The sequence below is a fragment of the Paenibacillus medicaginis genome (genome assembly GCF_042138635.1).
Lineage (GTDB): Bacteria > Bacillota > Bacilli > Paenibacillales > Paenibacillaceae > Paenibacillus > Paenibacillus medicaginis.
Map to the genome: position 1 here is coordinate 19,372 of NZ_JBHIRY010000007.1, position 23,695 is coordinate 43,066.

General features: G+C 47.8%; 19 protein-coding genes and 1 pseudogene. 16 read left to right on the forward strand and 4 right to left on the reverse strand.

What is annotated here, in order from left to right; genetic code table 11:
* Positions 1-44 precede the first annotated feature (44 nt).
* Entirely contained in the window at positions 45-1,544 is a 1,500-nt protein-coding gene (locus ACE5LO_RS09395) for a multicopper oxidase family protein (RefSeq protein WP_445993904.1), read from the forward strand.
* Positions 1,545-1,576: 32 nt separating this feature from the next.
* On the opposite strand, the gene ACE5LO_RS09400 is transcribed toward ACE5LO_RS09395, so the two are convergent.
* The gene (locus ACE5LO_RS09400; protein WP_375519766.1) at positions 1,577-1,813 is read right to left on the reverse strand and encodes a hypothetical protein; all 237 of its coding nucleotides are present in this window, start codon (positions 1,811-1,813) and stop codon (positions 1,577-1,579) included.
* On the opposite strand from ACE5LO_RS09400, the gene ACE5LO_RS09405 reads away from it, so the two are divergent.
* The 10 genes from ACE5LO_RS09405 to ACE5LO_RS09450 all read left to right on the forward strand — a co-directional run bounded on the left by ACE5LO_RS09405 (position 1,813) and on the right by ACE5LO_RS09450 (position 12,579).
* Positions 1,813-3,624 (forward strand): sensor histidine kinase, encoded by a 1,812-nt coding sequence (locus tag ACE5LO_RS09405; RefSeq protein WP_375519767.1) that lies wholly within the window; start codon positions 1,813-1,815, stop codon positions 3,622-3,624. The genes ACE5LO_RS09400 and ACE5LO_RS09405 overlap by 1 nt on opposite strands.
* Positions 3,599-4,645, forward strand: coding sequence for a response regulator transcription factor (locus ACE5LO_RS09410; protein WP_375519768.1), 1,047 nt, complete (start codon positions 3,599-3,601; stop codon positions 4,643-4,645). The genes ACE5LO_RS09405 and ACE5LO_RS09410 overlap by 26 nt, the downstream gene beginning before the upstream one ends.
* A gap of 108 nt (positions 4,646-4,753) precedes the next feature.
* The gene (locus tag ACE5LO_RS09415; RefSeq protein WP_375519769.1) at positions 4,754-6,046 is read left to right on the forward strand and encodes an ABC transporter substrate-binding protein; all 1,293 of its coding nucleotides are present in this window, start codon (positions 4,754-4,756) and stop codon (positions 6,044-6,046) included.
* A 130-nt stretch (positions 6,047-6,176) separates the two neighbouring features.
* Positions 6,177-7,034, forward strand: coding sequence for a carbohydrate ABC transporter permease (locus tag ACE5LO_RS09420; protein WP_375519929.1), 858 nt, complete (start codon positions 6,177-6,179; stop codon positions 7,032-7,034).
* Positions 7,031-7,858, forward strand: coding sequence for a carbohydrate ABC transporter permease (locus tag ACE5LO_RS09425; protein ID WP_375519770.1), 828 nt, complete (start codon positions 7,031-7,033; stop codon positions 7,856-7,858). The genes ACE5LO_RS09420 and ACE5LO_RS09425 overlap by 4 nt, the downstream gene beginning before the upstream one ends.
* A 436-nt stretch (positions 7,859-8,294) precedes the next feature.
* A complete protein-coding gene (locus ACE5LO_RS09430; RefSeq protein WP_375519771.1) occupies positions 8,295-8,762 on the forward strand; it encodes an SDR family NAD(P)-dependent oxidoreductase in 468 nt (155 codons plus the stop codon).
* Positions 8,763-8,918: 156 nt separating this feature from the next.
* Positions 8,919-9,671 (forward strand): SDR family NAD(P)-dependent oxidoreductase, encoded by a 753-nt coding sequence (locus ACE5LO_RS09435; RefSeq protein WP_375519772.1) that lies wholly within the window; start codon positions 8,919-8,921, stop codon positions 9,669-9,671.
* Between the two features lie 55 nt (positions 9,672-9,726).
* Entirely contained in the window at positions 9,727-10,809 is a 1,083-nt protein-coding gene (locus ACE5LO_RS09440) for an alkene reductase (protein WP_375519773.1), read from the forward strand.
* Positions 10,810-10,885: 76 nt separating this feature from the next.
* Positions 10,886-11,899, forward strand: coding sequence for an NADP-dependent oxidoreductase (locus ACE5LO_RS09445; RefSeq protein WP_375519774.1), 1,014 nt, complete (start codon positions 10,886-10,888; stop codon positions 11,897-11,899).
* Positions 11,900-12,006: 107 nt separating this feature from the next.
* A complete protein-coding gene (locus ACE5LO_RS09450) occupies positions 12,007-12,579 on the forward strand; it encodes a TetR/AcrR family transcriptional regulator (protein ID WP_375519775.1) in 573 nt (190 codons plus the stop codon).
* A 182-nt stretch (positions 12,580-12,761) separates the two neighbouring features.
* Here ACE5LO_RS09450 and ACE5LO_RS09455 read toward each other — a convergent pair whose 3' ends face one another.
* The 3 genes and pseudogenes from ACE5LO_RS09455 to ACE5LO_RS09465 all read right to left on the reverse strand — a co-directional run bounded on the left by ACE5LO_RS09455 (position 12,762) and on the right by ACE5LO_RS09465 (position 15,826).
* Positions 12,762-13,931: an RNA-guided endonuclease InsQ/TnpB family protein gene (locus ACE5LO_RS09455; protein ID WP_375519776.1), complete on the reverse strand. Its 1,170-nt coding sequence runs from the start codon at positions 13,929-13,931 to the stop codon at positions 12,762-12,764.
* Positions 13,928-14,110, reverse strand: a pseudogene (locus ACE5LO_RS09460) (transposase); the annotation flags it as partial. The gene ACE5LO_RS09455 and the pseudogene ACE5LO_RS09460, both read right to left, overlap by 4 nt.
* Before the next feature lie 516 nt (positions 14,111-14,626).
* Positions 14,627-15,826, reverse strand: a complete 1,200-nt coding sequence (locus ACE5LO_RS09465; RefSeq protein ID WP_375519777.1) for an ISAzo13 family transposase — start codon at positions 15,824-15,826, stop codon at positions 14,627-14,629.
* A 241-nt stretch (positions 15,827-16,067) separates the two neighbouring features.
* On the opposite strand from ACE5LO_RS09465, the gene ACE5LO_RS09470 reads away from it, so the two are divergent.
* The 5 genes from ACE5LO_RS09470 (at position 16,068) to ACE5LO_RS09490 (ending at position 23,662) form a co-directional block, all read left to right on the forward strand.
* Complete coding sequence (locus ACE5LO_RS09470) at positions 16,068-17,456, forward strand: ABC transporter substrate-binding protein (RefSeq protein WP_375519778.1); 1,389 nt, start codon at positions 16,068-16,070, stop codon at positions 17,454-17,456.
* A gap of 60 nt (positions 17,457-17,516) precedes the next feature.
* On the forward strand, positions 17,517-18,407 hold the full coding sequence (locus ACE5LO_RS09475; protein ID WP_375519930.1) for a carbohydrate ABC transporter permease: 891 nt from the start codon (positions 17,517-17,519) through the stop codon (positions 18,405-18,407).
* 21 nt (positions 18,408-18,428) lie between these two features.
* Positions 18,429-19,253 (forward strand): carbohydrate ABC transporter permease, encoded by an 825-nt coding sequence (locus ACE5LO_RS09480; protein ID WP_375519779.1) that lies wholly within the window; start codon positions 18,429-18,431, stop codon positions 19,251-19,253.
* Between the two features lie 29 nt (positions 19,254-19,282).
* A complete protein-coding gene (locus ACE5LO_RS09485; protein ID WP_375519780.1) occupies positions 19,283-22,417 on the forward strand; it encodes an alpha-mannosidase in 3,135 nt (1,044 codons plus the stop codon).
* 123 nt (positions 22,418-22,540) lie between these two features.
* Positions 22,541-23,662: a GntR family transcriptional regulator gene (locus tag ACE5LO_RS09490; protein WP_375519781.1), complete on the forward strand. Its 1,122-nt coding sequence runs from the start codon at positions 22,541-22,543 to the stop codon at positions 23,660-23,662.
* Positions 23,663-23,695 lie beyond the last annotated feature (33 nt).

Here is a 23,695-nt window from a genome sequence, read left to right on the forward strand (position 1 = left end):
GTATTGGCTATGATTGATCTATTGGATTTTCAATACAGAAAGGAATGAAGGTAATGGGGACTGGTTACAAGCTCAAAAGCATGATTATAGTCGGGGTTTTATCTGTTATACTGGCTGGTTGTTCCGGTTCTTCGCAGACATCGGCTGCTCAAACGGAAAAAACAACTGTTTTAACAGGCAAAGAAATTAATTTGACCACCTCTGTAAGCAATCAGGAAATCGCTCCAGGCAAAACTTTGCCGGTATGGACATTCAATAATTCTGTTCCTGGCCCGCAAATTCGGGTCAAACAAGGTGAAACGGTAAAAGTCAACTTGAAGAATCAGTTGCCGGAGCCAGTCACCATTCATTGGCACGGCGTTCCTGTCCCGAATGCAATGGACGGCATTCCAGGCGTAACGCAAAACGCGGTTCAACCTGGCCAATCGTTTACGTACGAGTTTAAAGCAGATGTCCCTGGCACCTATTGGTACCATTCACATCAGGATAGTGTAAATCAGTTGGATCGCGGATTGTATGGATCTTTTATCGTCGAACCGAAGGAAGGCACCGGCGTTGACCGTGATTATACGCTTGTTCTCGATGAATGGGTAAGCTCCGGGGAAATGTCTGGCAAGAGCATGTCTAGTGATAATATGTCCGGCATGGATCACGGTACGATGAATATGGGAGAAGATATGAGTATGTACGACCTGTATACTATAAATGGAAAATCCGGTTCGCTTGTGGAGCAGCTTCCTGTTACACAGGGGGATAAAGTCCGAATTCGATTGATCAATGCGGGTTATCTGTCTCACCAAATTCATTTGCATGGACATGAATTCAAAGTTATTGCTACCGATGGGCAGCCGATCAACAATCCAGGCATACTGAAAGATAATGTCGTAAGCATTGCCCCAGGAGAGCGTTACGATATTGAATTTACCGCCAACAATCCGGGCCGATGGCTGATCGAGGACCATGGCGACAAAGCAGCTGTTGCAGGGATGAAAGCCACCATCGCTTATGAAGGTGCTCCCGCCGGTTCCGACAAAGCAAATGAGTCGGAGAAACTGACAGTTGTCGATATAAGTCGTTATGGCCAAGCAGGCAAAGCCAACTTTACGTTAGATCAGAAATATACGTTGCAATACACGATGAATTTGAACACAAGTATGAAAAACGGCGAAATGGTCTACACCATCAACGGAAAGACGTTTCCAGAAACCGAACCGATCAAGGTCAAGAAAGGAGATACCATCAAGGTCCGCCTCGTCAATAACTCGAAAACCGAGGATCATCCGATGCATCTACACGGTCACTTCTTTCAAATGCTAAGCAAGAACGGGAAACCGCTTGAAGGGTCTCCAATCATCAAGGATACGCTGAATTTGCGGCCAGGCGAAGAATACGTCGTTGCATTCGAAGCAAATAATGAAGGGAACTGGATGTTCCATTGTCATGATCTTCATCACGCCTCAGCCGGTATGGTGACAGAATTAAAATATACAGATTACAAAACCGGCTTTGTTGCAGATACAAATGCAGGGAACAAGCCGGAATAGCTTCAAGAATAGGGCGAGCTGAACAGATCCTTTTACGGATCATGATTTGGCTCGCCCGCTTGCATAAAAACATTACGAGTCTGTTTATAATCGTATTCCTGATAAAAATCAGGTATAATACAGCCAAAAAGAAACGGCATCATAGGGCAGTCACCATTATTGCAGGTCTTTCTGGCATCATTTATGAAAGCGCCTTCCTGATGCGAGGCGCGTTTTTTGTGTTTATCGTTGAAAGGACAAACTGTAGGGGAAAGCAGGTGCATCTGCATTGTTAAAAGATTTTTCCCGGCGTTTTATCCATCCTGTGCAGCGAAGTATCCGCAGCAAGCTGATCATCACGATGGTGCTGCTTGCTGTGCTGCCCATTATCGCCATCACGGCGCTGGCTGCCGAAAACAGCAGGACGTCCATGGAGTCTGAAGTCATCGACACCAATTTATCCAATATGAAATGGACCGGTATTTATTTGGGGGAACAGTTTTCGCAGCTGAACAACCTGATTTATACGATTCAAGTCAACCCGGCGCTAAGTGAGTACCTGGGGGATCAGGAAGAGGACAACCTTTCAAGCCGCTTGGCCGAGCAGCGCAAAATTTTTGAAATTCTGAACAGCGTCTATTACTCGGCAGGCAATCATGTGGTCGGGATCAGCTTGTACGTACATGAAACCGGTACACTGTTCACGATTAATTCCATGCAAAATGATGTGCAGACGCTTTCTGCTCCTCCTGTGGTCTACAATGATCTTGCGCGTCAGCATAAGGATTTCATCATTGATACCAGTAGCGATGATCCGGAAAAATTCAGGCTCATCCGCAGCATTAATCGCTTTGAGAATCAGGAAAGGCTCGGAGCCATCAGCCTGGAGATCCGCTGGTCAGCCTTTAACCAAACGCTTGAGCTGCTGGGCGGTATGGATAAGCAGGGAGTACTTATTGTCGGAAGCGACGGCAAGACCATGTACACGCCATTAGTTGAAAGCGTTTTATCCGGTGAAGCTGCAGAACATCTTGCCGCCTTGAGTCCAGGTCCTGGCTATTTCCGTACATCTCAGGCATATGTGTTTTATAGTACCGTCGATCCGATCGGGCTGCGGCTGGTCAAAGTCATTCCGAAGCGGGATATTGACCAGAGCGCGATAAACACCATGACCTACGGCCTGCTTGTAGGCGCCGTCTCCGCGGCACTATCGGTGCTGCTTGCTGTTATTGTCGCCTGGAGAACGGCGCGGCCCATCGTCAAGCTTGCCAAATCGATGCGTGGTATCGATCTAATTGATGAGCGCAAGGAACTGCCCGCCCGCAGCGGAAGAACGGATGAGATCGGCTTGCTGGAAAATAATCTGCACGATATGGCCGTTCGTATCCGCAGTCATATTCAGAATGAATACAAGATCAACTTGGAAAAGAGAACGGCCGAGCTTAAAGCGCTGCAATCACAGATCAACCCCCATTTTCTGCAAAACACGCTGCAGCTCATCGGCGGTATGATCTATGCCCGCAAGCCAGAGGAGAGCTATGAAATTATCCGCTCCTTAAGCGAAATGTTCCGTTATATCGTGCGCGAGCCGGATCATCTCGCTTCCCTACAGGCGGAGCTGAATCATCTGCAGCACTACATGCATATCCAGCAGAAGCGGTTCTCAGGCAGGCTCCATTATACGCTTGAGGTAGAGGGTGAGGTGCTGCAGAGTGAGCTGCCCAAGCTCTCCTTGCAGCCGATTGTCGAAAATGCATTTGCACACGGGCTGGAGTTCAGACAGGAGGATTGGAAGCTGGAAGTATCGATCAAGCGCAGCGGTGCCGGGGTGCTGATCCGGATCAGGGATAACGGAGCCGGGATGAACCCTGAACGGCTGTCAAAGCTGCGCAGCAAGCTCGCTGCCGGTACAGACGGCCACTGGGCGAGCGGAAAGAGCATAGGACTGATTAACGTTGCTGCCCGCATTCGTATGTATTTCGGTCCGATGTATGGAATCAGCATAAGCAGTGAGCAGGGGAAAGGCACGGACGTTTGCATCCGTATTCCATGGGAATCAGGGGGGTGGCAGATTGATGATCAAAGTGCTTTTGGTGGATGATGAAAACTGGAACAGGGACATGATCCGGACGCTCGGAGAATGGGAGCGGCTTGATCTGCAAATCGTTGGTGAAGCCGGAGACGGGATCGAGGCTGTACGGCTGACGGAAGCATTAAAACCCGAAATTGTCATTACGGATATGCGCATGCCCGCTGCCGATGGTGTGGAGCTGCTGCGGATTTTAAACGACTGCTTTCCGGAGATTAAAGCGATTGTCATCAGCGGGTATGACGACTTTAATTATGCCAGGCATGCGCTAAAATACAGGGCGGTCGATTATCTGCTCAAGCCAATTGATCCGCTGGAGCTTAATGCAACACTGCAAAAATGCAAAACAGAGCTGCAAAACAGCACGAACTCCGAGCTGGAGCCGCTTGATCTTGAATTTTCGCAGCATCTTGCCGGGTATAAGCAAAGGCTGCGTTCTCATTTCAATGCATTGAACAGGGAGGCCATAACTGTCGTATTCGGACAGCTTCAACAGGATTTGGATGCGGACATAGGCAGACGCAAGCTGGGACGGGTGGTGCAGGAGCTGCTGCTTCATTTAAAAGAGCTGCTCACTGCCGCCATGCCGGGAGCGGAGCAGCAGGAGCTCAAGGTGACGCCACATACGTTATCGTCTGCCGACACAGCAGTACATGAAGTGCAGCAGTACTATATGCAGGCGATTGATGCGCTGGTTCAGCACCGTAAATTCAAGAACAAGCTGAATTTGGAGGAAGTCAGGCAGTATATGGAGCAGCATTTCAGTGAACCGGTTACGCTGGAGTTTTTGGCCAAGGTGTTTTTTGTCAGCAAAGAATATCTCAGCAAGGCATTTAAGCAGGAATACGGGCTGAATGTGACCGACTATATTTTACAGCTGCGGATGGAAAAGGCCAGGGAATGGATAACGGAGGACCAGCTTCCTATAAAAAGTGTGTGCGAGATGGCTGGTTACGAGGATGTATCCTATTTTTACCGTGTATTCAAGAAGTATTTTGGAATAGCGCCGGGGGAAATGCGCAAACAGAGTTAAGTTTAAAAATGTCCAATAAAATGGTCTAAATCCGTCCAATGGAGCGCTTACATCATTGTTTTACAATGAAAGCGTAAACAAAAAAGAACAGTGAACATCAGGGAGGTCATGGATGTGAGGAAGATATGGAAAGGCTTGACGGGCTCTGTATTGACTGCTGTACTGCTGGCCGGATGCGGTGCCAATGCGGGTACAAATGATGCAGAGGGCGGGTCCTCCGCAGGAAACACCGCCACGCTCAAAATGTTCATTGCCCTGCCAAGACTGAAAGAGCATTACGACAAGTACATTGAACAGTTTAAGGCAAAGATGAAAGCGGAGAAAAATATCGACGTAACGGTGCAGCTGGAAATGCCGCCGTCAGATAATGCGGCTCAGATTCTGAAAACCCGACTTGCCTCCAATGATGCGCCGGACGTGTTCGCGCTGCATGCGGTCAATGAGATTCCCTCCTTCTACAAAGCCGGTTATCTGGAAGACCTGTCGAATCAGCCGTTTGTAGATAAGCTGCTGGACAGTGTAAAGCCGTCTGTAACGACAACTGACGGGAAAATCGTAGCTGTTCCTATGGAGACACTCTCTTGGGGATACCTGTACAACAAGAAAATTTTTGAAGAACAGGGCATTACCCCGCCGACAACGCTGACAGAGATGAAAGCCGCAGTCGATAAGCTGAAGGCGGCGAATATTACGCCATTTGAAATCTCCTACAAGGAAGCCTGGATTCCACAGCTGTTCCTGCCGCTCGCGGCCGGTGCCACGATCAATACGGGAGACAAGGATTTCGTGGAACGGATGAATAGTGACCAAGGTTCCTTCAGTGAAATTAAGGCTTCTCTGTTCGGTATAATGGATCTGGTCAACGCCAATGGCACGGATCGAGCCCTGGAGGTGGGCGGAGATGACGGAGCGGCCGCCTTTGCTGCAGGCAAAGCTGCGATGTGGGTGCAAGGCCCATGGTATGCGGAGACGATCCTGAAATCGAACCCGGATCTGGACTTCGGTGTGGCCCCGCTCCCCATCAATGATGACCCGAATGCCACGATGATCGACCTGAGCACATCGACTTCGTTAGCCGTGTCTTCCTCCAGCAAGAACAAGGAGCTGGCGCTGGATTTCATCAACTACGTGCTGGATGACCAGGATTCAAGCGAATTTTACCAAGCCCTGAAATTCAATCCGGTTGCCAAAACCCACACGTATGAAAGTTATCCATGGGTGAATGACGCTATGGAATATGTGAAGGTTGGCAAGTCCTATCAGGACCCGGCCATTCCACAGGCGGTTAAAGATGAAGCTGGTAAAGCGCTGCAGTCCTACTATGCCGGACAAATGTCTCAGGATGATGTCATTGCCGCTTTGGATAAAGCATGGAAATCGTTCAACAAGGTGAACAAGTAAAAGAAAGTGCCAAGCAAAACTTGATGCAGCCATACCTGGAGTGGGGAAGAGAGCACTCTTCCCGCTCCTTTTCCCAAAGCTGCACGGAGAGGAGGAGCCATTGGTGTATAACGGGGTATACAAAAAGTACATGTCACTGCTGCTGTTCACGGCCCCGGCGTTTGTTCTCTATACGATCTTCCTGCTCATCCCGACGATTGGCGGCATGTACTACAGCTTTACGGACTGGAACGGGCTGAACGCGGATTACGATTTTATTGGCTTGGCCAACTTTACGGAGGCGCTGCGGGAAGACCCGGATTTTATGAATTCACTATGGTTCACGCTGAAATATGTGCTGTTCATGATCGTTTTGCAAAATGGAATCGCCCTGCTGCTGGCGGTGCTGATCGAGTCCCGTACGAAGAGCAAAGGCTTTTTCCGGACGATCTTTTTTATGCCCAACATGATTAGTACCATCATCAGCGCATTTATGTGGACGTTTGTATTTTCCCAGGTGCTGCCGCAGCTGGCCGAGCGGTTCGCCATCACCTTTCTGAACCAGTCCTGGCTGGGTGATCCGCAGTATTCCTTTTACTCCATTCTGACCGTGTCACTCTGGAATGGGGTAGGGTACATGATGATCATCTATCTGGCTGCCCTGCAGGGAGTTCCGCAAAGCCTGAAGGAAGCCGCGATTATTGACGGAGCCAGTCCGCTCCAGACATTGCGCAGTGTGGTGCTGCCGATGATTACCCATGCGGTCACGATCTGTTTTTTCCTGACATTGAACGGTGCCTTTAAGGTATTCGAGGTCGTGTACGGATTGACAGGCGGGGGACCAGGCCGCGCCACACAGGTGATTACGATGAACATTTACGAGGAAGCATTCTCCAATAACTTTCGCTACGGATATGCAAGCGCAAAATCTGTCATTCTGTTTGTCATCGTCCTGATTTTCACCCTGATCCAGATTACGGTCATGAAGAAAAGGGAGGTGGAGGCATGAAAAAACACACAGCCAGCTCCCTGCTGATAAGATTGTTCCTGATCTTTGGTGCTGTCATTGCCTGCTTTCCGATCTATATGGCGGTCGTCAATTCGTTCAAGACCCAGGGCGAAATGTTTGCATCCTTTATAGCGCTGCCGACAACAATGCATTGGGAAAACTATGGCGACGCATTTGTTAAAATCAATCTGTTGGGCAGCACGCTGAATTCCGCCACGATATCCATCATCGGCATTGCCGGCATTATTCTGACCGCCTCCATGGCAGGATATAAATTATCCCGCACACGTGGCAGATTAAGCGGTGCGATTTTCTTTCTGTTTGTCGCTTCCATGCTGGTACCGTTCCATTCCATCATGATCCCGCTCACGAGAATGGCTAAAGCGATGCATGTGCAGGGCACCACCTACGGTCTCGCTTTGATCTATATCGGGCTTGGCGTAAATATGGCCATCTTCCTCTATCACGGGTTTGTCAAATCAATCCCGCGTGAGCTGGAGGAATCTGCGCAGATCGACGGCTGCAACGAGTTTCAGACATTCTTCCGGATCATTTTCCCGCTGCTGCTGCCGATTACAGTCACCATTGCGATTTTGGATTTCCTGTGGATCTGGAACGATTTCCTGCTGCCGCTGCTGATGCTCACGGATGTGAACACATACACGCTAATCCTGTCGACGAACATGCTGTTCGGGGAGTATAACAAAGATTGGCCCTTGATTCTCTCCTCACTGGTGCTGACGGCGATCCCGGTTGTTATTATTTACGGATTCTTTCAGAAATTCATTATGGAGGGCATCGCGGAAGGCGCGGTGAAGGGTTAGGAATAAACTTTGGTGCCATTATAGAACACAGCATCTTTCCCTTCTTATACAAGTAAAATTCCCCTTCAAAAAACTTGAAGGGGAATTTTGCGTATTCTCATAAATGATGTAATAAGGAGATACTGTTATATAGAATGTGAGAATACTGGTAAATGGAGAAAAGTGTATTTAGCACGCTTTTTATTTACTGATCGTTCTCAAATATGTTAAATTAATTGAAGGAGGGAAATGAAGTGTCGAGAAGTAAGGAGTTTGATGAGACCGAGGTATTGGATAAAGCGATGCGGCTTTTTTGGGAACAAGGTTGTACACTTTTTATTGCTAGTATTCGCTGTGACTTAGAAAATGCCATGAACCGATAATTGTTCACACAAAAAATAGAGGTGAAATTGTAGTTAGTGGCTCGTAATAAGGGGAAACTTCTTCAGCTTGCAACATGATTGATGTTAATATTAAGGCTTTGACAATTATGACAAAACTGTTCTTGCCGGACATGGTCAAAAGAGGTCAGGGCGGCGTGATGAATGTAGCTTCCTTGGTGGCTTTCTTTCCGGGATCTATGATGTCCATTTACTACGCAACGAAAGCATATGTTTTATCATTCACCGAAGCTCTTGAAAACGAACTGAGTGGTGCGGGAGTGACTGTGACGGCATTATGCCCAGGAGTTACGTCAACCGGCTTTGTAGACCGTTCGGGCATGGGCGATTCAAAATTGATAAAGAATGGTGCAATCATGGAGGCTGGTCAGGTGGCTGAGGAAGGGTATAGGGGCTTCTTGCGTGGCGATACGATCATCATACCTGGGGCTCGCAACCGACTAATGGCATTTATTCCGCGGTTACTGCCACGCAAATTGGTTACTCATATGGTTAGATCCACACAAAACAGAACGGGGCATTGATTTCATTTCACTTTCTACAAGTCAAATTCCCTTGATAAAAATACTTTACTGATCGTTCTAAAAATGATAAGATTGCTCTAGGTTAAAAATCTTCATTGTGATCAAAATAGAACGATCATTCTCTAATGGTCGCTCAAATTAAAAGGAGAGAATTGCATGAAGTATACAGTAATTACAGGAGCAAGTTCAGGAATTGGTTATGAGACTGCATTGGCGTTTGCTGCTCGGGGCAAAAACTTGATCATTGTTGCCAGAAGATTAGATAAGTTAGAAGAACTTAAATCAAAGGTTAAGGAGATAAATTCAGATCTTGATGTTGTTGTTGTTACGAGTGACCTTTCGGTTACTGATCAGGCATACAATTTATATAAGGATTTAAAGAGATATCAAATTGAAACATGGATTAATAACGCAGGGCTTGGAGAAGGAGCCTTTGTTGCTGATCAAAAATTGGAAAAAGTAGAGAATATGCTGAGAGTGAACATTGAATCCTTGACTATTCTTTCTACGCTCTATGTTAGAGACTATGCTGATGTAGAAGGCGCTCAGTTGATTAACGTATCTTCAGCACTTGGATATGCTATCGCTGTAGGCAGTGTCACATACTCTGCAACCAAATATTATGTTAGTGCCTTTACTGAAGGGCTTGCTAAAGAATTGGAACTAAAAGGTGCAAAATTAAAGGCGAAAATTCTGGCACCAGCTATTACGGAGTCAGAATTTGCACAAAAATCAATAGATGCTGAAGCTTTTGATTTTAAAGCAAACATGCCTAAATATCATACTTCTAAGCAAATGGCTGGTTTCATGATGGACCTGTATGATAGCCATGAAGTGGTAGGAATTGTAGATCAAAATTATACCTTCAATTTAAGAGGACAAATTTATCCACTGATTTCAGAATTCTAAATATAGTTGTAAATCTGTCCATACAATTAATCTCACTTAAATAGGAGGAATAAAGTTGGATAAAATATGGGATAAAACAAAAATTGGAAACATAGAACTGCCTCATCGACTAGCGATGGCCCCAATGACACGCAGTAGAGCACAAGAAGATGGTACACCTGGAGAGTTGGCTGCACTCTATTATGCTCAACGCGCTTCCTTGGGACTTCTAATTACGGAAGGTGCACAACCATCCGACGATGGTCAAGGATACTTAATGACACCTGGGATTTATACAGAAAAGCATATTGAAGGATGGAAAAAGGTGACGAGTGCTGTACATGAAGCAGGCGGATACATCTATATCCAGTTAATGCATGCTGGTCGTGTGTCACACCCTGACAATACACCGCATCATCGACAACCTGTTGCGCCATCTGCAATTGCTCCGGGGATAGAAACGTTTACAGCTACAGGTATGCAGGAGATCCCGGTACCACGTGAACTAAGTAAAGAAGAAATTCAAACAACCATTCAAGATTATCGAAAGGCCGCGGCTGCAGCTATTGCAGCAGGTGCAGACGGTGTTGAAATTCATGGAGCAAACGGATATTTAATCAACCAATTTATTGGAGAAAATTCAAACACGCGGACTGATGAGTATGGTGGTTCTATAGAAAATCGCGCTCGCTTTGCGATTGAAGTAGCCAAAGCTGTCGTTGATGAGATTGGCCCAGAGAGAACTGGCTTCCGCATTTCTCCAGGGACGCCTCTTGGCGGAATTCAAGATGGTGAACAAGGGCCAGAGCTTTACCGTTACTTGACGAAAGAATTAGCTAAATTGAATTTGGCTTATCTTCACGTCATGCACCTTGGAAATGATGAATTGCTCCAAGACATTCGTTCCTTATGGACTAATCCGCTATTAGTCAATCGGGCTGGACGGACAATAGACAATATCAGTGTTGATATTGATAGTGGCCTTGCTGATTTAGCTCCTGTTGGAGTGTGGTCATTAGCTAATCCTGATTTTGTGGAACGGCTTAAAGCAGGCGCTCCATTAAATGAAGCAGATCCTGCAACATTTTATGGTGGCGGAAGCAAGGGGTATACGGATTATCCTACATTGAAAGAATTAGAGCACCAGGAAAGTAAGTAATTGGCTTCAAATTAAAATTGGGTACAGCCTCATTTGCACTTCTATAAGGAAACAAACGGAAGGATGTTAATGAATAATGAAAACACTTATGAAAGCAGCTCAAATTACCAAGTATTCAAAAGAACTGCATGCTCAAGTCAATGATATTCCAATTCCAGAAATTGCTGGCAACGAAATTTTGGTAAAGGTCAAATCTGCCGCCGTCAATCCACTCGAAATGTTAGTTATTACAGGTAGCGTGAAACTGATTCAAGATTATAAATTCCCGCTGACTCTTGGTAATGAATTGGCAGGAATTGTTGAAAAAGTAGGGAGAAATGTAAAAGGATTTTATATAGGTGATGAAGTCTACACACGACTGCCACTAAATAAAATTGGTGCTTTTGCGGAATATGCTGCGATTGATGCTGACGCAATTGCGCCTATGCCTAAAAATTTGTCCTATGCAGAAGCCGCTGCCGCAGCATTGACTGGGCTTACGGCGTATCAGGGCTTGCATGAAGAGCTTGAGGCACAGTCTGGAAAGTCTGTATTTATCCCAGGTGGATCGGGTAGTTTTGGTCAAATGGCTGTCCCGATTGCAAAGGCTATGGGGCTTAAGGTTATTGTTAGTGGCAACTCACAAGCACGCGAACGTACTTTAGAAATTGGTGCAGACCAATATTTAGATTACACCAGGGAAAACTATGTTGATTTGTTGTCAAATATTGATTATGTGATAGATACCTTGGGAGCCAAGGAATTCGACAATGAATTGAAAATTATTAAACCGGGTGGAAGATTACTTTCTCTCCGTACAGGGCCAAATAAGCGGTTTGCTGAAGATAAAAATTTTCCATGGTGGAAAAAGAAGCTTTTTTCTCTTGCTGGTGCAAAATATGATAACAAAGCCAAGAAGAATAATGTAGAATACCGATTTATTTTTGTTCGTTCCGATGGCGCACAGCTAAAAGAAATCACCAAAATTATTGAAGAGAATAATATTGTTCCACCGCTGCATCCAAAACAGTTTACAATTAGCGAAATAAATGAAGCGTTAGAATTAGTCGCAAATGGACGTCCAAAAGGGAAGGTGATTATAAATTTCTAAGGAGAACACGATGAAAGCAGTTCCAAATCGTCTCGCTTAAGGGGGGAGGTACTATAAGTTTGCTGAATGCTCACTCCAATGTATAATGAATGCACGAGGTGATGAATATGGCAAGACATAAAGAATTTGAGGTAAATGAAGTACTGGATAAAGCAATACATCTTTTTTGGGTGCAAGGTTATGAAAAAACTTCGATGCAAGAATTGGTTGAATATATGGGGATTCATAGAAGAAGCATCTATGATACTTTTGGTGATAAGCATGCTTTATTTATGAGTGCACTTAAAAGATATGAAGCTATTCAAAATAACAAAATGAGGCTATTGGTTGAGAAGCAAGAGCCGGTTAAACAATTATTACAATATTTTTTGCAGACCACTTTAGAGAAAGAAGGAGATCCTCAAGGGTGTTTCCTCGTGAATTCTGGTGTGGAACTAGGCGTGTTAGATCAAGAGGTATCTTCTTTTGTTGAAGATAGCTATACAAAAACTGAAAAATTATTATACGAACTTATTCTTATTGGTCAGCAAACAGGTGAGATCGCAGCTAAACTTGACCCTGATGTCCTTTCCCATTACTTTATGAATGCTTGGCTAGGATTACGTACAATGGTCAAAACAGCAACCAATCAAGAGAAGTTATCGGGTATTATTAATACAACACTAAGTATTTTAGAATGAACCTCCCCTACTTACACTTCACTTAGAAATAGGGGTTTCTTACCAACCACACCGTTACCTTCTGCAAACAAATAGGTTGGCTATTGGCTTTCGCTGCCAGCAGCGGAAATCTAGCGGAGTGGTTCAGTAAGCAACACTTTTGCAAGTGGGTGGGAACTCACCATCTACTACTTCTCGCGCATCTAAACGATCCGTAGATACTTAATCGATTTCGTTTCGCCCAAATATCGGATGTCTCCATGCAGATATTTGGACAATATTCCTTTGCTTCCATGAACGTCCCGATGTTCTTTATAGCCGCAGGAGCAGGTATAGTTTCTTGTAGAAGTCTTTTTCCTTCTACCGCAACAAGGACATTGTTGACTTGTGTAGCTTTCATTCACCTGTTTCACGTTTGTTCCATGGACTTCAAGCTTGTATTCGAGTTGTTTCCGGATCTTGCCGAAGCTCCAATTGGATAGTTTTTGCGTGACGGTTTTTCTTTTCTTCTTTTTCGTATGGCGTTGTACGCCTTCCACTTGGCCAATCACGACTTCCTTGACGTCATTTTCCGTACACCACTGCACAAATTGCTTGGTGGTTTTATGAATGACATCCTGGAGTTGACGTTCGCTTTTGCCGAGGATGTACGTTTTGGCTTTCTTGTATTTTTTCCATTGTCGGCTGCCTTTTTGACATTTGCTCATCCGCTTCTGAATTTCGGCCAGCTTTTTGTTGCGAAGCCGATGAATGCTTCTGGCTTTTCTTCCCGTGATGATGATCGACTGGTTTGTGGTGGTCGTTGCCGCAATCGAGTGAATCTCTCCCAAATCCACACCTGCGACCTCGCTACCCTCGTTGACTTTGGCTACTTTCCCATCCTCATAGCAAAGAGAAACCATCAGTTTTCGGTCATATACCAGTTCGATTTCTTTGATCTCGGCATCAGGCAAGTCGGCTACGATAATCTGAATCGGCTGCTGGCGCTTTCCGTTCTGGATGCCTAAGCTTAACTGGATGGTGTTGCCCTCGATTTTGAACGATTGGTCTACCCATTTCGTGTTGAAAACCTTTTTCTTTTTGTAGGGGTATTTGGTCTTCAGCCCTTGCCTTTTTGCTTGCCTGGCGCTCTCTCGGGCAAACAAATATTTATGACAAACAGCCTGTACAGATTGTGAGTGCAGGGGGAACTGATTTTTTATAGCGGTTTGAAGTTTGGTTTGTCCAATCCATCTTCCATGATGCTGCAGGGAATAGTTTTTGGCGATCAACAGACATTCATTCCAAACTTCGGCTGAAATCCGATTACACGCAAACAGTCGGTCCAGATCAGCTTTGGAAGCTCGGAATGCGGTTTTGACACAACGAATCACTCCGCTTTCACCTCCTTCCCTGGATGCTCAATATAGGTTTTCAATACTTCCAGAGCAGCCCCGCCTACGGTAATCAGACAGTAATTTTGCGACCAGAAATATTCTTTCCACCATTTCTTTTTGACATCGGGGAAATCTTTCTTGATCAGACGAGAGTTGGCGCTCTTATAAGCGTTGATAGGGACTGTTTGAAGTAGAACATATATTCCCATCATACCACACAAACATTCGACTAGGAAAGCACGAGCCTTATACAATATACAAGTGCATTTAGGCCTCGCCTAACCGAGATTCATCCCCTACCTGCAGAGGAAGGGGACTTCTCCCGGAAACATGTTAAAAAACGAATCTTAAAGCCCCTGATCTGAATTGGGTAGGTCAGTGGTACTTTAAGATCGATCTCTGCGCGAGAAGTGAATAAATTTCAAATTATGTGATGAATGAAGGAAGCTCGACTTCATTAAAGATAATCTCAAGTAATTATATGGAAATAATAGAATGAACATTCTATAAACAAAAAATTTTTTGGGCAATGAAGAAGATGAATAACATGTTTACATATATCATATATACCAAGTAGATCATTTTATGTACCATATGTGCCCAATCTATATTGACAGAGGAGGAGGAGATGCAGAGCGTACATAAAGTCTATTCAAAGAAACTTGATAACTAAGGGATCTTAACGAAATAACCTACCTGTTTTGAGGTGAAATGGTGTAATTCCATTCTCCATGAAAGGAATCTTTTTCAAGTTTTACTTCGGATAATTGGGCATCAGTTACTTTGATTCCTTTCGGGTAGATCGACGTATCAAGTGAGGCTTGTACCTTCAGTCCGGTCGTAGTCGTTGTGGAAGCAATCAAATTGACAATGACTTCGTGACTCGAGAGCGGCTTCCCGCGCCAATTTTGTGTAATGCAAGAGAACAAGCGGTGCTCAATCTTATTCCACTTGCTGGTCCCAGGAGGGAAGTGGCTCACGGAAATCGACAGGCCCGTTTCGTTGGAAAGGTTCTGTAATTCGGTTTTCCATAGTCGAACCCGAGAGCCATTACTTCCACCGCCATCGGCTGTAATCATGAGTTTCGTCGCGTTTGGATACGTCTGTTGCCCCATCGTATTCCACCAACGCCGAATACTTTCGACGGCAAATGCGGCTGTATCATGATCGGTTCCGACACTTACCCATCCTGCATTTGCCGTCAGATCGTAGACGCCGTAGGGATTCACTTTCCCGAGCTCCGGGATTTGAAAGTCATGAACACGTACGTTTTCTGGGCTGCCTTTGGGTTGCCACTCGACGCCGCCATTCTTAAAGTCGCCGACCAACTCTTTCTTTTTGGTATCGACCGAAATGACCGGCTGTCCCTCGGACTGAAAGCGTTGTACGTGATCGTGGATATGTTGGAACTGCGCATCCCGATCTTCATGGCGGCTTCCTTCATCCGTTTTACGATTGGCTTGCAGACTATACCCAAGCTCATGAAGCAACTTCATGACCATTTGGGCACTGGTCGCATGTCCCATTTCTTGCAAAGCTGCCGCGAGCTTCAGGGTACTTTTGGACGTCCAGCGTAGAGGGGAATCCGGTTCTCCTCGCGTGACGGGATCAATCAAGGCTTGGAGATCTTGGAGCAACGTAGGATCGGTATCGACTGTCCGCTTACGACCTCCACCGGGCTTACGAATCCGGTCTTTATCGATCTGTTCGGGATGTTCCAGTTCCCGGATGCCTTGTTGAATGACTTTGTGCGAAACGCCCAGTTCTCGTTCTATGAATGCTATGCCGCCGCGTCCATATGCGAGTGCTTCGGTTGCGACGAATAATCTCCTCTGGAGCTCATTCAGGAATGGGTATAACTGTTCGTAGCGTTGCTTTACCGTACTTTGCATGGGAATCCCTCCTTCGGGTCGGAGGAGGGTTCCTACCAATCCCTTGTTGCTCTTAGTCTAACAAATTCTGAGAGCGTTTTGGGATTTCCAGTTCCTTCACCATTGTTCCAGGGTCATTATTTCGTTGAGTTCCCTAACGTATTGCCTTTGCATGAAATAAATTTTTTCCACGTATTTGTAAGCGCTTGCTTAGTGAGGTAGGCTATACCTATACCATTGCGGAAACGGGGAGATTCTTCTGATGGGATTGAGCAAATACAAGAGATTGGCAACGATTTGTTTGGTAACAGGTGGCTTGCTGTTAAGCACGGCTTGTTCCAGCGGCGGCTCGGGTACGGATGCGGGCGGCGGAGAAAATGATAAAAATGTGATCAGCATTACGTTCCGCTCCGGCGGCGGAGCCAATCAGGCCTTAACGGAGTGGCTGGAGCAGGAGGTCATTCCGGAATTCAAAAAAGCGCATCCGGATGCAGAAGTAAAGCTGTCTCCGCTGAATGTGTCGGAAGGCGATTATTTTGCCAAGGTTGCTCTGATGCTGAAATCCGCCAATACCGCACCGGATGTGGTGACAGAGGATACGTTCATGGTCAACTCGGATGCCAGCGCAGGGTATTTGGAGCCCTTGGACGACAAGGTGAAAGACTGGAGCGAGTGGGGACAGTTTACCGAGAACGTCAAAAACGGGGTCATCGCCCAGGACGGTAAAGTGTACGGAGTACCTTATAATACCGACTCCCGTGGACTGTGGTATAACAAGCAGCTATTCCAGCAGGCCGGTCTTCCGGTGCCATGGGAGCCCAAGACGTGGGACGACATTTTGACTGCTGCCAAAACGATCAAGGAGGAGCTGCCTGCGGACGTCGTTCCGCTCTGGATGAACTCAGGCAAAGCGACCGGGGAAGCCACCTCCATGCAGACTTTTGAAATGCTGCTATATGGCACAGGAGACCCACTGTATGACACGGAGTCCAAGAAATGGATTGTGAAGAGCGAAGGGCTGACGAATACGTTCAAATTTATCGACCAGGTCTACAAGCAAAAGCTTGGGCCGAACCTGTCCCAGGTATTGAACGGCCAGGCGGGTGCGGTGGCCTATCAGCAGCTCATGCCGAAGGGCAAGCTGGCCATCGGTCTTGACGGCGTTTGGCAGATTGGCACCTGGCGCGAGGGCGGCTCTGCCCCATGGCCGGAGTCCAAGGAGGTTATAGGTTTTGCAGCGATGCCAACGGAAAAAGGGCAGGCTCCCGGCTCTACTTCCATGTCCGGCGGCTGGGCCTGGTCCATCCCCAAAAATTCGGACAATAAAGAACTGGCTTGGGAATTTGTAAAACTGGCATCCAACAAGGAGCATAATTTGTCGCTTCTGCTGAAGGAGAACAATCTGTCTCCACGCAGTGACGTATCCGAGGATCCGAAGTACCAGGCGATCCCTATGTTCAAGGAAGCTTCCGCTTTCCTGAAGAACACCCATTTCCGTCCTGCCGTTGATAAATACCCTTCGGTATCGACCCAGATCCAGACGCTGGTTGAGGATGTCGTCACAGGAAGATTGACACCTGAACAGGCTGCCGAGCAGTATCAGGCGAATGTCACGAAAATTGTGGGCGAGGATCTTGTTACTACACGCTAACCAGCAGATGAACAAGAGAGGAGTGGTACTGTGGCTGCAAATCCGGCTGTTTCCGGGACGGTGCAGACGAATCGCTCTGCCAAACGGGATTACACGGCGCTCAGGTCGGTTCTGTTCTTATTTCCCGCATGGCTGCTGCTGCTTGTCTTTTTTGCCGGACCGATTCTGTTGACGTTCTATTTTGCATTTACGAACCTGTCCTTGACGGGTGCTGCCGCGCAAAACATACAGTTTGTCGGCTTCCAGAACTTCGCCGCGATGTTCCAGGATCCGAATTTCCGCATCAGCATGGTGAATACAATCCTGTTTTTGCTGGCATCCGCTGTGCTGGGACAGCAGATTTTAGGATTTATATTGGCTCTGCTCATGAAGGAAAGAAATCCGACGTTCCGGCGTTTGATCGGCATTATCGTCATCGCGGGCTGGGTTACTCCGGAAATTGTGGTGGCCTTTTGCTGGGTAGCTTTTCTCAGCGATAACGGCACCTTGAATGCCATACTCGGATATGCCGGGCTGCAGCCGGTAGCCTGGTTGTATACCTTCCCGATGGTCAGCGTGATCGTGGCCAATATATGGCATGGCACCGCTTTTTCCATGATGGTGTTCCAGGCTGCGCTGGATGATGTGCCCAAAACGATTGAGGAAGCGGCGGTCATTGACGGAGCAAGCCGGTTCCAGGTGCTTACCCGGGTCGTTATCCCGACGGTCAAGGGCTCCATTGTAACGAACATGATTCTGGTAACGCTGCAAACGCTGGGCGTATTCACCCTGATCTATGCCATGACAGGCGGCGGGCCGGGTACGGCCACGCAGACACTGCCGATTTTTATGTATAATCAGGCTTTTGTTAATTACCAGCTTGGTTATGGTACAGCCATTTCCCTAATCCTGCTGCTGATCGGCATCCTGGCGAGTCTGGTGTACATGCGGTCCATGAACGTCAAAGTATAGGGAAAGGCGGGTGAATGCACGATGAATCGTTTTAAAGCTGAAATAACCGTCCCCTATATCATTCTGACGTTTATAGGGGTGCTGTTTCTGCTGCCACTGCTGTGGGTGATTGTGGCTTCGGTTGACCCTGCTGCGCAGCAGGCTTTGAAAATTCCGGATTCCTTGACACTGCAAAATTTTACGTCAATCCTTACGGATCCGGCGAATATTCGCTCTTTTATCATCGGTCTGCTGCTCTCCTTCGGGCAAGCTGTACTGGTCGTGGTCATCGCAGGACTGGCGGCTTATCCGCTGTCCCGTTACAGTCTGAAGTACAAAAAACCTTTTATGTACACCATTCTGTTCATGACCTCACTCCCGATCACGGCGGTGATGGTACCTGTTTATCAGCTGTTTATTTACTTGAAGTTGGACGATTCCATACTGGGCACGATGCTGTTTCTAACGGCATCCGGTCTGCCTTACGGGATATGGATGATGAAAAATTTCATGGATGCCGTGCCGCTTGAGCTGGAGGAATCCGCTTGGGTGGATGGCGCCGCGATATGGACAGGGTTGCGGAGAATCGTGGCCCCCTTGATGGTGCCGGGCATCTGCACTGTTGCTATTTTTACGTTCTCAGGAAGCTGGGGCAACTTTTTCGTTCCTTACATTCTGATTCAGACACCGGAGAATTTTCCTGCTTCCGTCAGCATCTATCAGTTTTTTGGCAGCTACGGCATGGTGGAATACGGCAAGCTTGCGGCATTTTCACTGATTTATACGATGCCAGCCGTTGTGCTGTACATCTTCTCACAGCGTTATATGTCAAAAGGATTCAGTCTCGGCGGAGCATCCAAAGGATAAAGATTCGACGTTGAAGGGAGCTGCACGTAATGTTTTGGACGATTGAAAAGCTTGAACGCCGTATCCGTGAATTGAGCACATGGCGTTACCGCAATATCCGGCCTATTACTTCCTTCCAGGCTCAACTGGACAGGGAAGGGGCGGTAGGCCAGCGTCCTCCCCAAGAGGGAGAATGGTCGGTGATGAATACAGGAGACCGCTGGGAAGGGCGGGACAAATATACATGGATCAAGGCGGATGCAGATATTCCGGCGGACTGGAAAAGTGAAAAAATTGTTGGTGTGTTCGACTTCGGGAAAACGGGCGGGGGTGGCAATTCCGGTTTTGAATCCCTGCTTTATCTTAACGGAGAGCCCTATCAGGGCGTGGATATGAATCATCAGGAGGTGTTCATCAGTGACGAACTGGTTGGCACCAGCCTGAACCTGTGCTTCAGGCTGTGGTCTGGACTTGAGGGCGGCGGCAAACCAACGGTGCAGGAGCACCAGATCAAGACGGCGTATATCGCTTGTCTTGATACGAGGACCGATGATCTGTATTTTACAGCGAAAGCGGCTCTTGATACCGTCAATTATTTGCCAGAGACGCAGCCGGAAAGACAAACGCTGTTAAAAGCTCTGGATCAGGCTTTTCTGCTGATTGACTGGTCCGCCCCGGGATCGGATGCGTTCTACGAGAGCGTATATCGTGCGGGTTCCAGTTTAAATGAAGCGATTGAGAATATCCCGAAGCATTATCCGGTAACCGTGACATGTATCGGCCATACGCATATTGATGTGGCATGGTTGTGGCGGCTGAAGCATACGAGGGAAAAGGCCGCCCGTTCCTTCTCGACCGTGCTGCGACTGATGGAGCTTTTTCCGGAATATATCTTTTTGCAGACCCAGCCGCAATTGTACGATTATATCCGGCAGGATTACCCGGATCTTTACGAACAGCTCGGAAAGCGGGTGCAGGAAGGACGCTGGGAGACGGATGGTGGCATGTGGCTGGAGGCGGACTGCAACCTCACTTCCGGCGAGTCCCTTGTGCGGCAACTGCTCTATGGAACAAAGTTTTTCCGGGAACAGTACGGCAGGGAGTGTGAATATTTATGGCTCCCTGATGTATTCGGATATAGCTGGGCCTTGCCGCAGATTTTGATCAAATCGGGAATCCGCACATTTATGACGACCAAAATCAGCTGGAGCCAGTTCAACAAAATGCCGCATGATACGTTCAAATGGCGGGGCATTGACGGCACGGAGATTCTCACCCATTTTATTACGACACCTGAAGACGAGTATTGGTTCTACACCTACAACGGGCGCATTACGCCCCGTACGGTCAAGGGAAGCTGGGAGGTATACCGCGACAAGGCGGTGAATCAGGAGCTGCTGCTCTCCTACGGCTATGGGGACGGGGGAGGCGGCGTCAACCGCGAGATGCTGGAAATGCGCAGACGGCTGGATCGGATGCCTGGACTGCCGGCGGTGAAGACGGGAAGAGCGGACGAATTTTTTGCGCGCCTGCATGAAACGGTCGAGCATACGGACCAGTATGTGCATACCTGGGATGGGGAGCTGTATCTGGAGTACCATCGCGGCACCTACACGAGCCAGGCGTACAACAAGCGCATGAATCGGAAAATGGAGCTGCTGCTGCGTGAGGCTGAATGGAGAAGTGTATTGCAAAGTGTCTTATCCGGGGACTGGTCAGCCTATCCGGCACAGGAGCTTGAGGAAAGCTGGAAAATCGTGCTGCGCAACCAGTTCCATGACATTATTCCCGGCTCATCGATCCGGGAGGTGTACGAGGATAGCAGGGCTGAATATGAAGAGGCGGAACGTCTTGCGAGCGGGGCGCTGTCGGAAGTGGTCAAAGGACTCGTACACGGACATGATCGGCAATCTTTTACCGTCTTCAATTCCGCTTCCTGGAGCCGCAGCGGCATCGTTCAGATTGCCGGGCAGGGCGATGAAGAGCTGATCTGGAAAAATGAGAATGGTGCTCTCTTGCAGTACCAGCAGACCGCCGCTGGAAGCTGGCTCGTGTGGCTGGAGCAGATTCCGTCAATGGGAGCCGCAGTCATTACCTGCGAACAAGGTGGAGAGGAGCAAGCTAAAGAGGAGCAAGCTGGCTCTGTATTTCAAACGACGAACAACTCCATCACATCACCTTATTATGAAATTACATGGAATGAATACGGCCAACTGATTCGTATTTTTGATGTGAAGAACAGGCGTGATGTGCTGGCTCCGGGGGCCAGAGGCAATGTGCTGCAGGTATTCGAGGATAAACCGATGCAGTATGATGCCTGGGATATTGATATTTACTACCAGGAGAAGATGAAGGAAATTACCGAATTGACCGAGTGCAAAGTCATTGAGAATGGCTCGGTTCGCACTGTCATTCAGTTCATCTGGTCGTATAGCCGGTCCGTGATCACACAGAATATGGTTCTGTATGCAGCCAGTCCACGCATTGATTTTGAAACACATATCGATTGGCATGAGCAGGATCAGCTGCTGAAAGCGGCCTTCACTGTGGACGTGCGGGCAACGGAAGCGACCTATGACATTCAGTATGGCAACGTCAAGCGGCCGACTCACTGGAATACGAGCTGGGATTACGCGCGCTTTGAAACGGTGGGCCATCAATGGGCGGATCTGTCGGAAACCGGTTATGGTGTCAGCCTGCTGAATGATTGCAAATACGGCCATGACATCAAGGACAATGTGATGCGCCTGACTCTGCTGAAATCGGCAACCTACCCGGATGTGCAGGCGGATCAGGGTGAACACGTATTTACGTATGCACTGCTACCGCACGCATCTGGCTGGTATGAGGGCGGCACAGTCCGGGAAGCATGGGATCTCAATAATCCACTTACCGGTGCCCAGGGACGGACGCCTAGCCTGTCTATGTTTTCGCTGAACTGTGATCATGTCGTAATTGATGCCGTTAAAAAAGCCGAATTAGGCGAGGATCTCGTCATCCGGCTGCATGAATTTGCAGGGGCCAGAGGACGGGTGGAGATCAGCAGCGGGCTGAACGTCGAATCCTGGCAGGAATGTGATCTAATGGAGAGAGCAGCAGATGGTACTCCTGTGCAGGGGCCGTTCTCCTTTGACATTAAGCCCTATGAAATCAAAACCTTTCTTGTTAAGTTGAAAAAACAGTAAACGAACCTCAAGCCCTTTCGGTATAATAGAGATGATTATACTTGGAAGGGCTGTTTTTAAATAGAAAGGGATGCGCCCGATTCCCGATAGAAGGATGTAGAAGGCTATGAGGTGGAGGCTGGGATGAAAGCTTTATATGAACAAGTATACCAGGCATTAAAGCAGGACATCGTGTCTGGAAAATACAAGGCAGGCGACCGTGTCCCGTCGGAAAAGGAGCTGTCTGAAGACTTTCGCGTCAGCCGGATTACGAGCAAGAAAGCGCTGGAAAAATTGGTTGAGGACGGTACAGTCTATCGGCAGCGGGGGAAAGGCACATTTGTGTCAGGAGATCAGGCAGCAAGCCGGATCGTACAAGACAACGAGCGCAAACCGCTGTTTGGTCTGATCGTGACCGCCTTCGACGATACCTATGGGACCAAGCTCATTTCAAGCATCGAGGAAGCCTCTGACGGCAAATGCTTTGTGATTTTGAAGCGTTCCCTGGGCCAGCCTACCAAAGAGGAGAGAATGATCAAAGAGCTGCTGGAATTCGGCGTTGACGGACTTCTTATTTATCCAGCCGAAGCGGAGCATTACAGCTCGGAAATTTTGAAAATGGTGGTTAACCGCTTCCCGTTTGTCCTGATCGACAGGTGCTTCAAGGGGGTCGCCGCGACTTCCGTGTCCAGCGATAATACAGCCGCCGCCAAAATGGGAGTGGAATACTTATTTGGCCTGGGTCACGAGCATGTCGGCATTGTATCGCCGCGCGCGATCGGAATCACGACGGTGGAAGACCGTTTGGACGGTATCGTGCAGGCCTATGCGGAAAGAAACGCGGTCGTCGACAGGCAGCTGTGGCTTACCGCGATCGAGAGCACACAGCCTTCCTCCGAGGCAACGATGGAGCAGGATATCGAGCTAATCAAAAGGCATCTGGTGCGCAATCCGCACATCACCGCTTTATTCGCCATGGAATATAACATCGCGGTTTTGGCCAAGAGAGCGGCAGAGCAGCTCGGTTTACGCGTCCCGGAGGACCTTTCTATTTTATGCTTTGACGGGCCGGAGCCCAGTCTGCAGAGCTGGAATTTCACCCGTATTCTGCAGGATGAGAAAGCGCTCGGCAATCTTGCCATCCAGTGGTTGCTGGAAATGATGGAGGGCAAGTTCACAAACCGGCAGGATTTCCTTCCTGCAACCTTGGTAGAAGGCAACAGTGTCATCGCCAATATTGCTGCCAGTAAATCGGTGTCCTCATGAACATAAATGATACCCAAAAGCAGACCGCTTAGC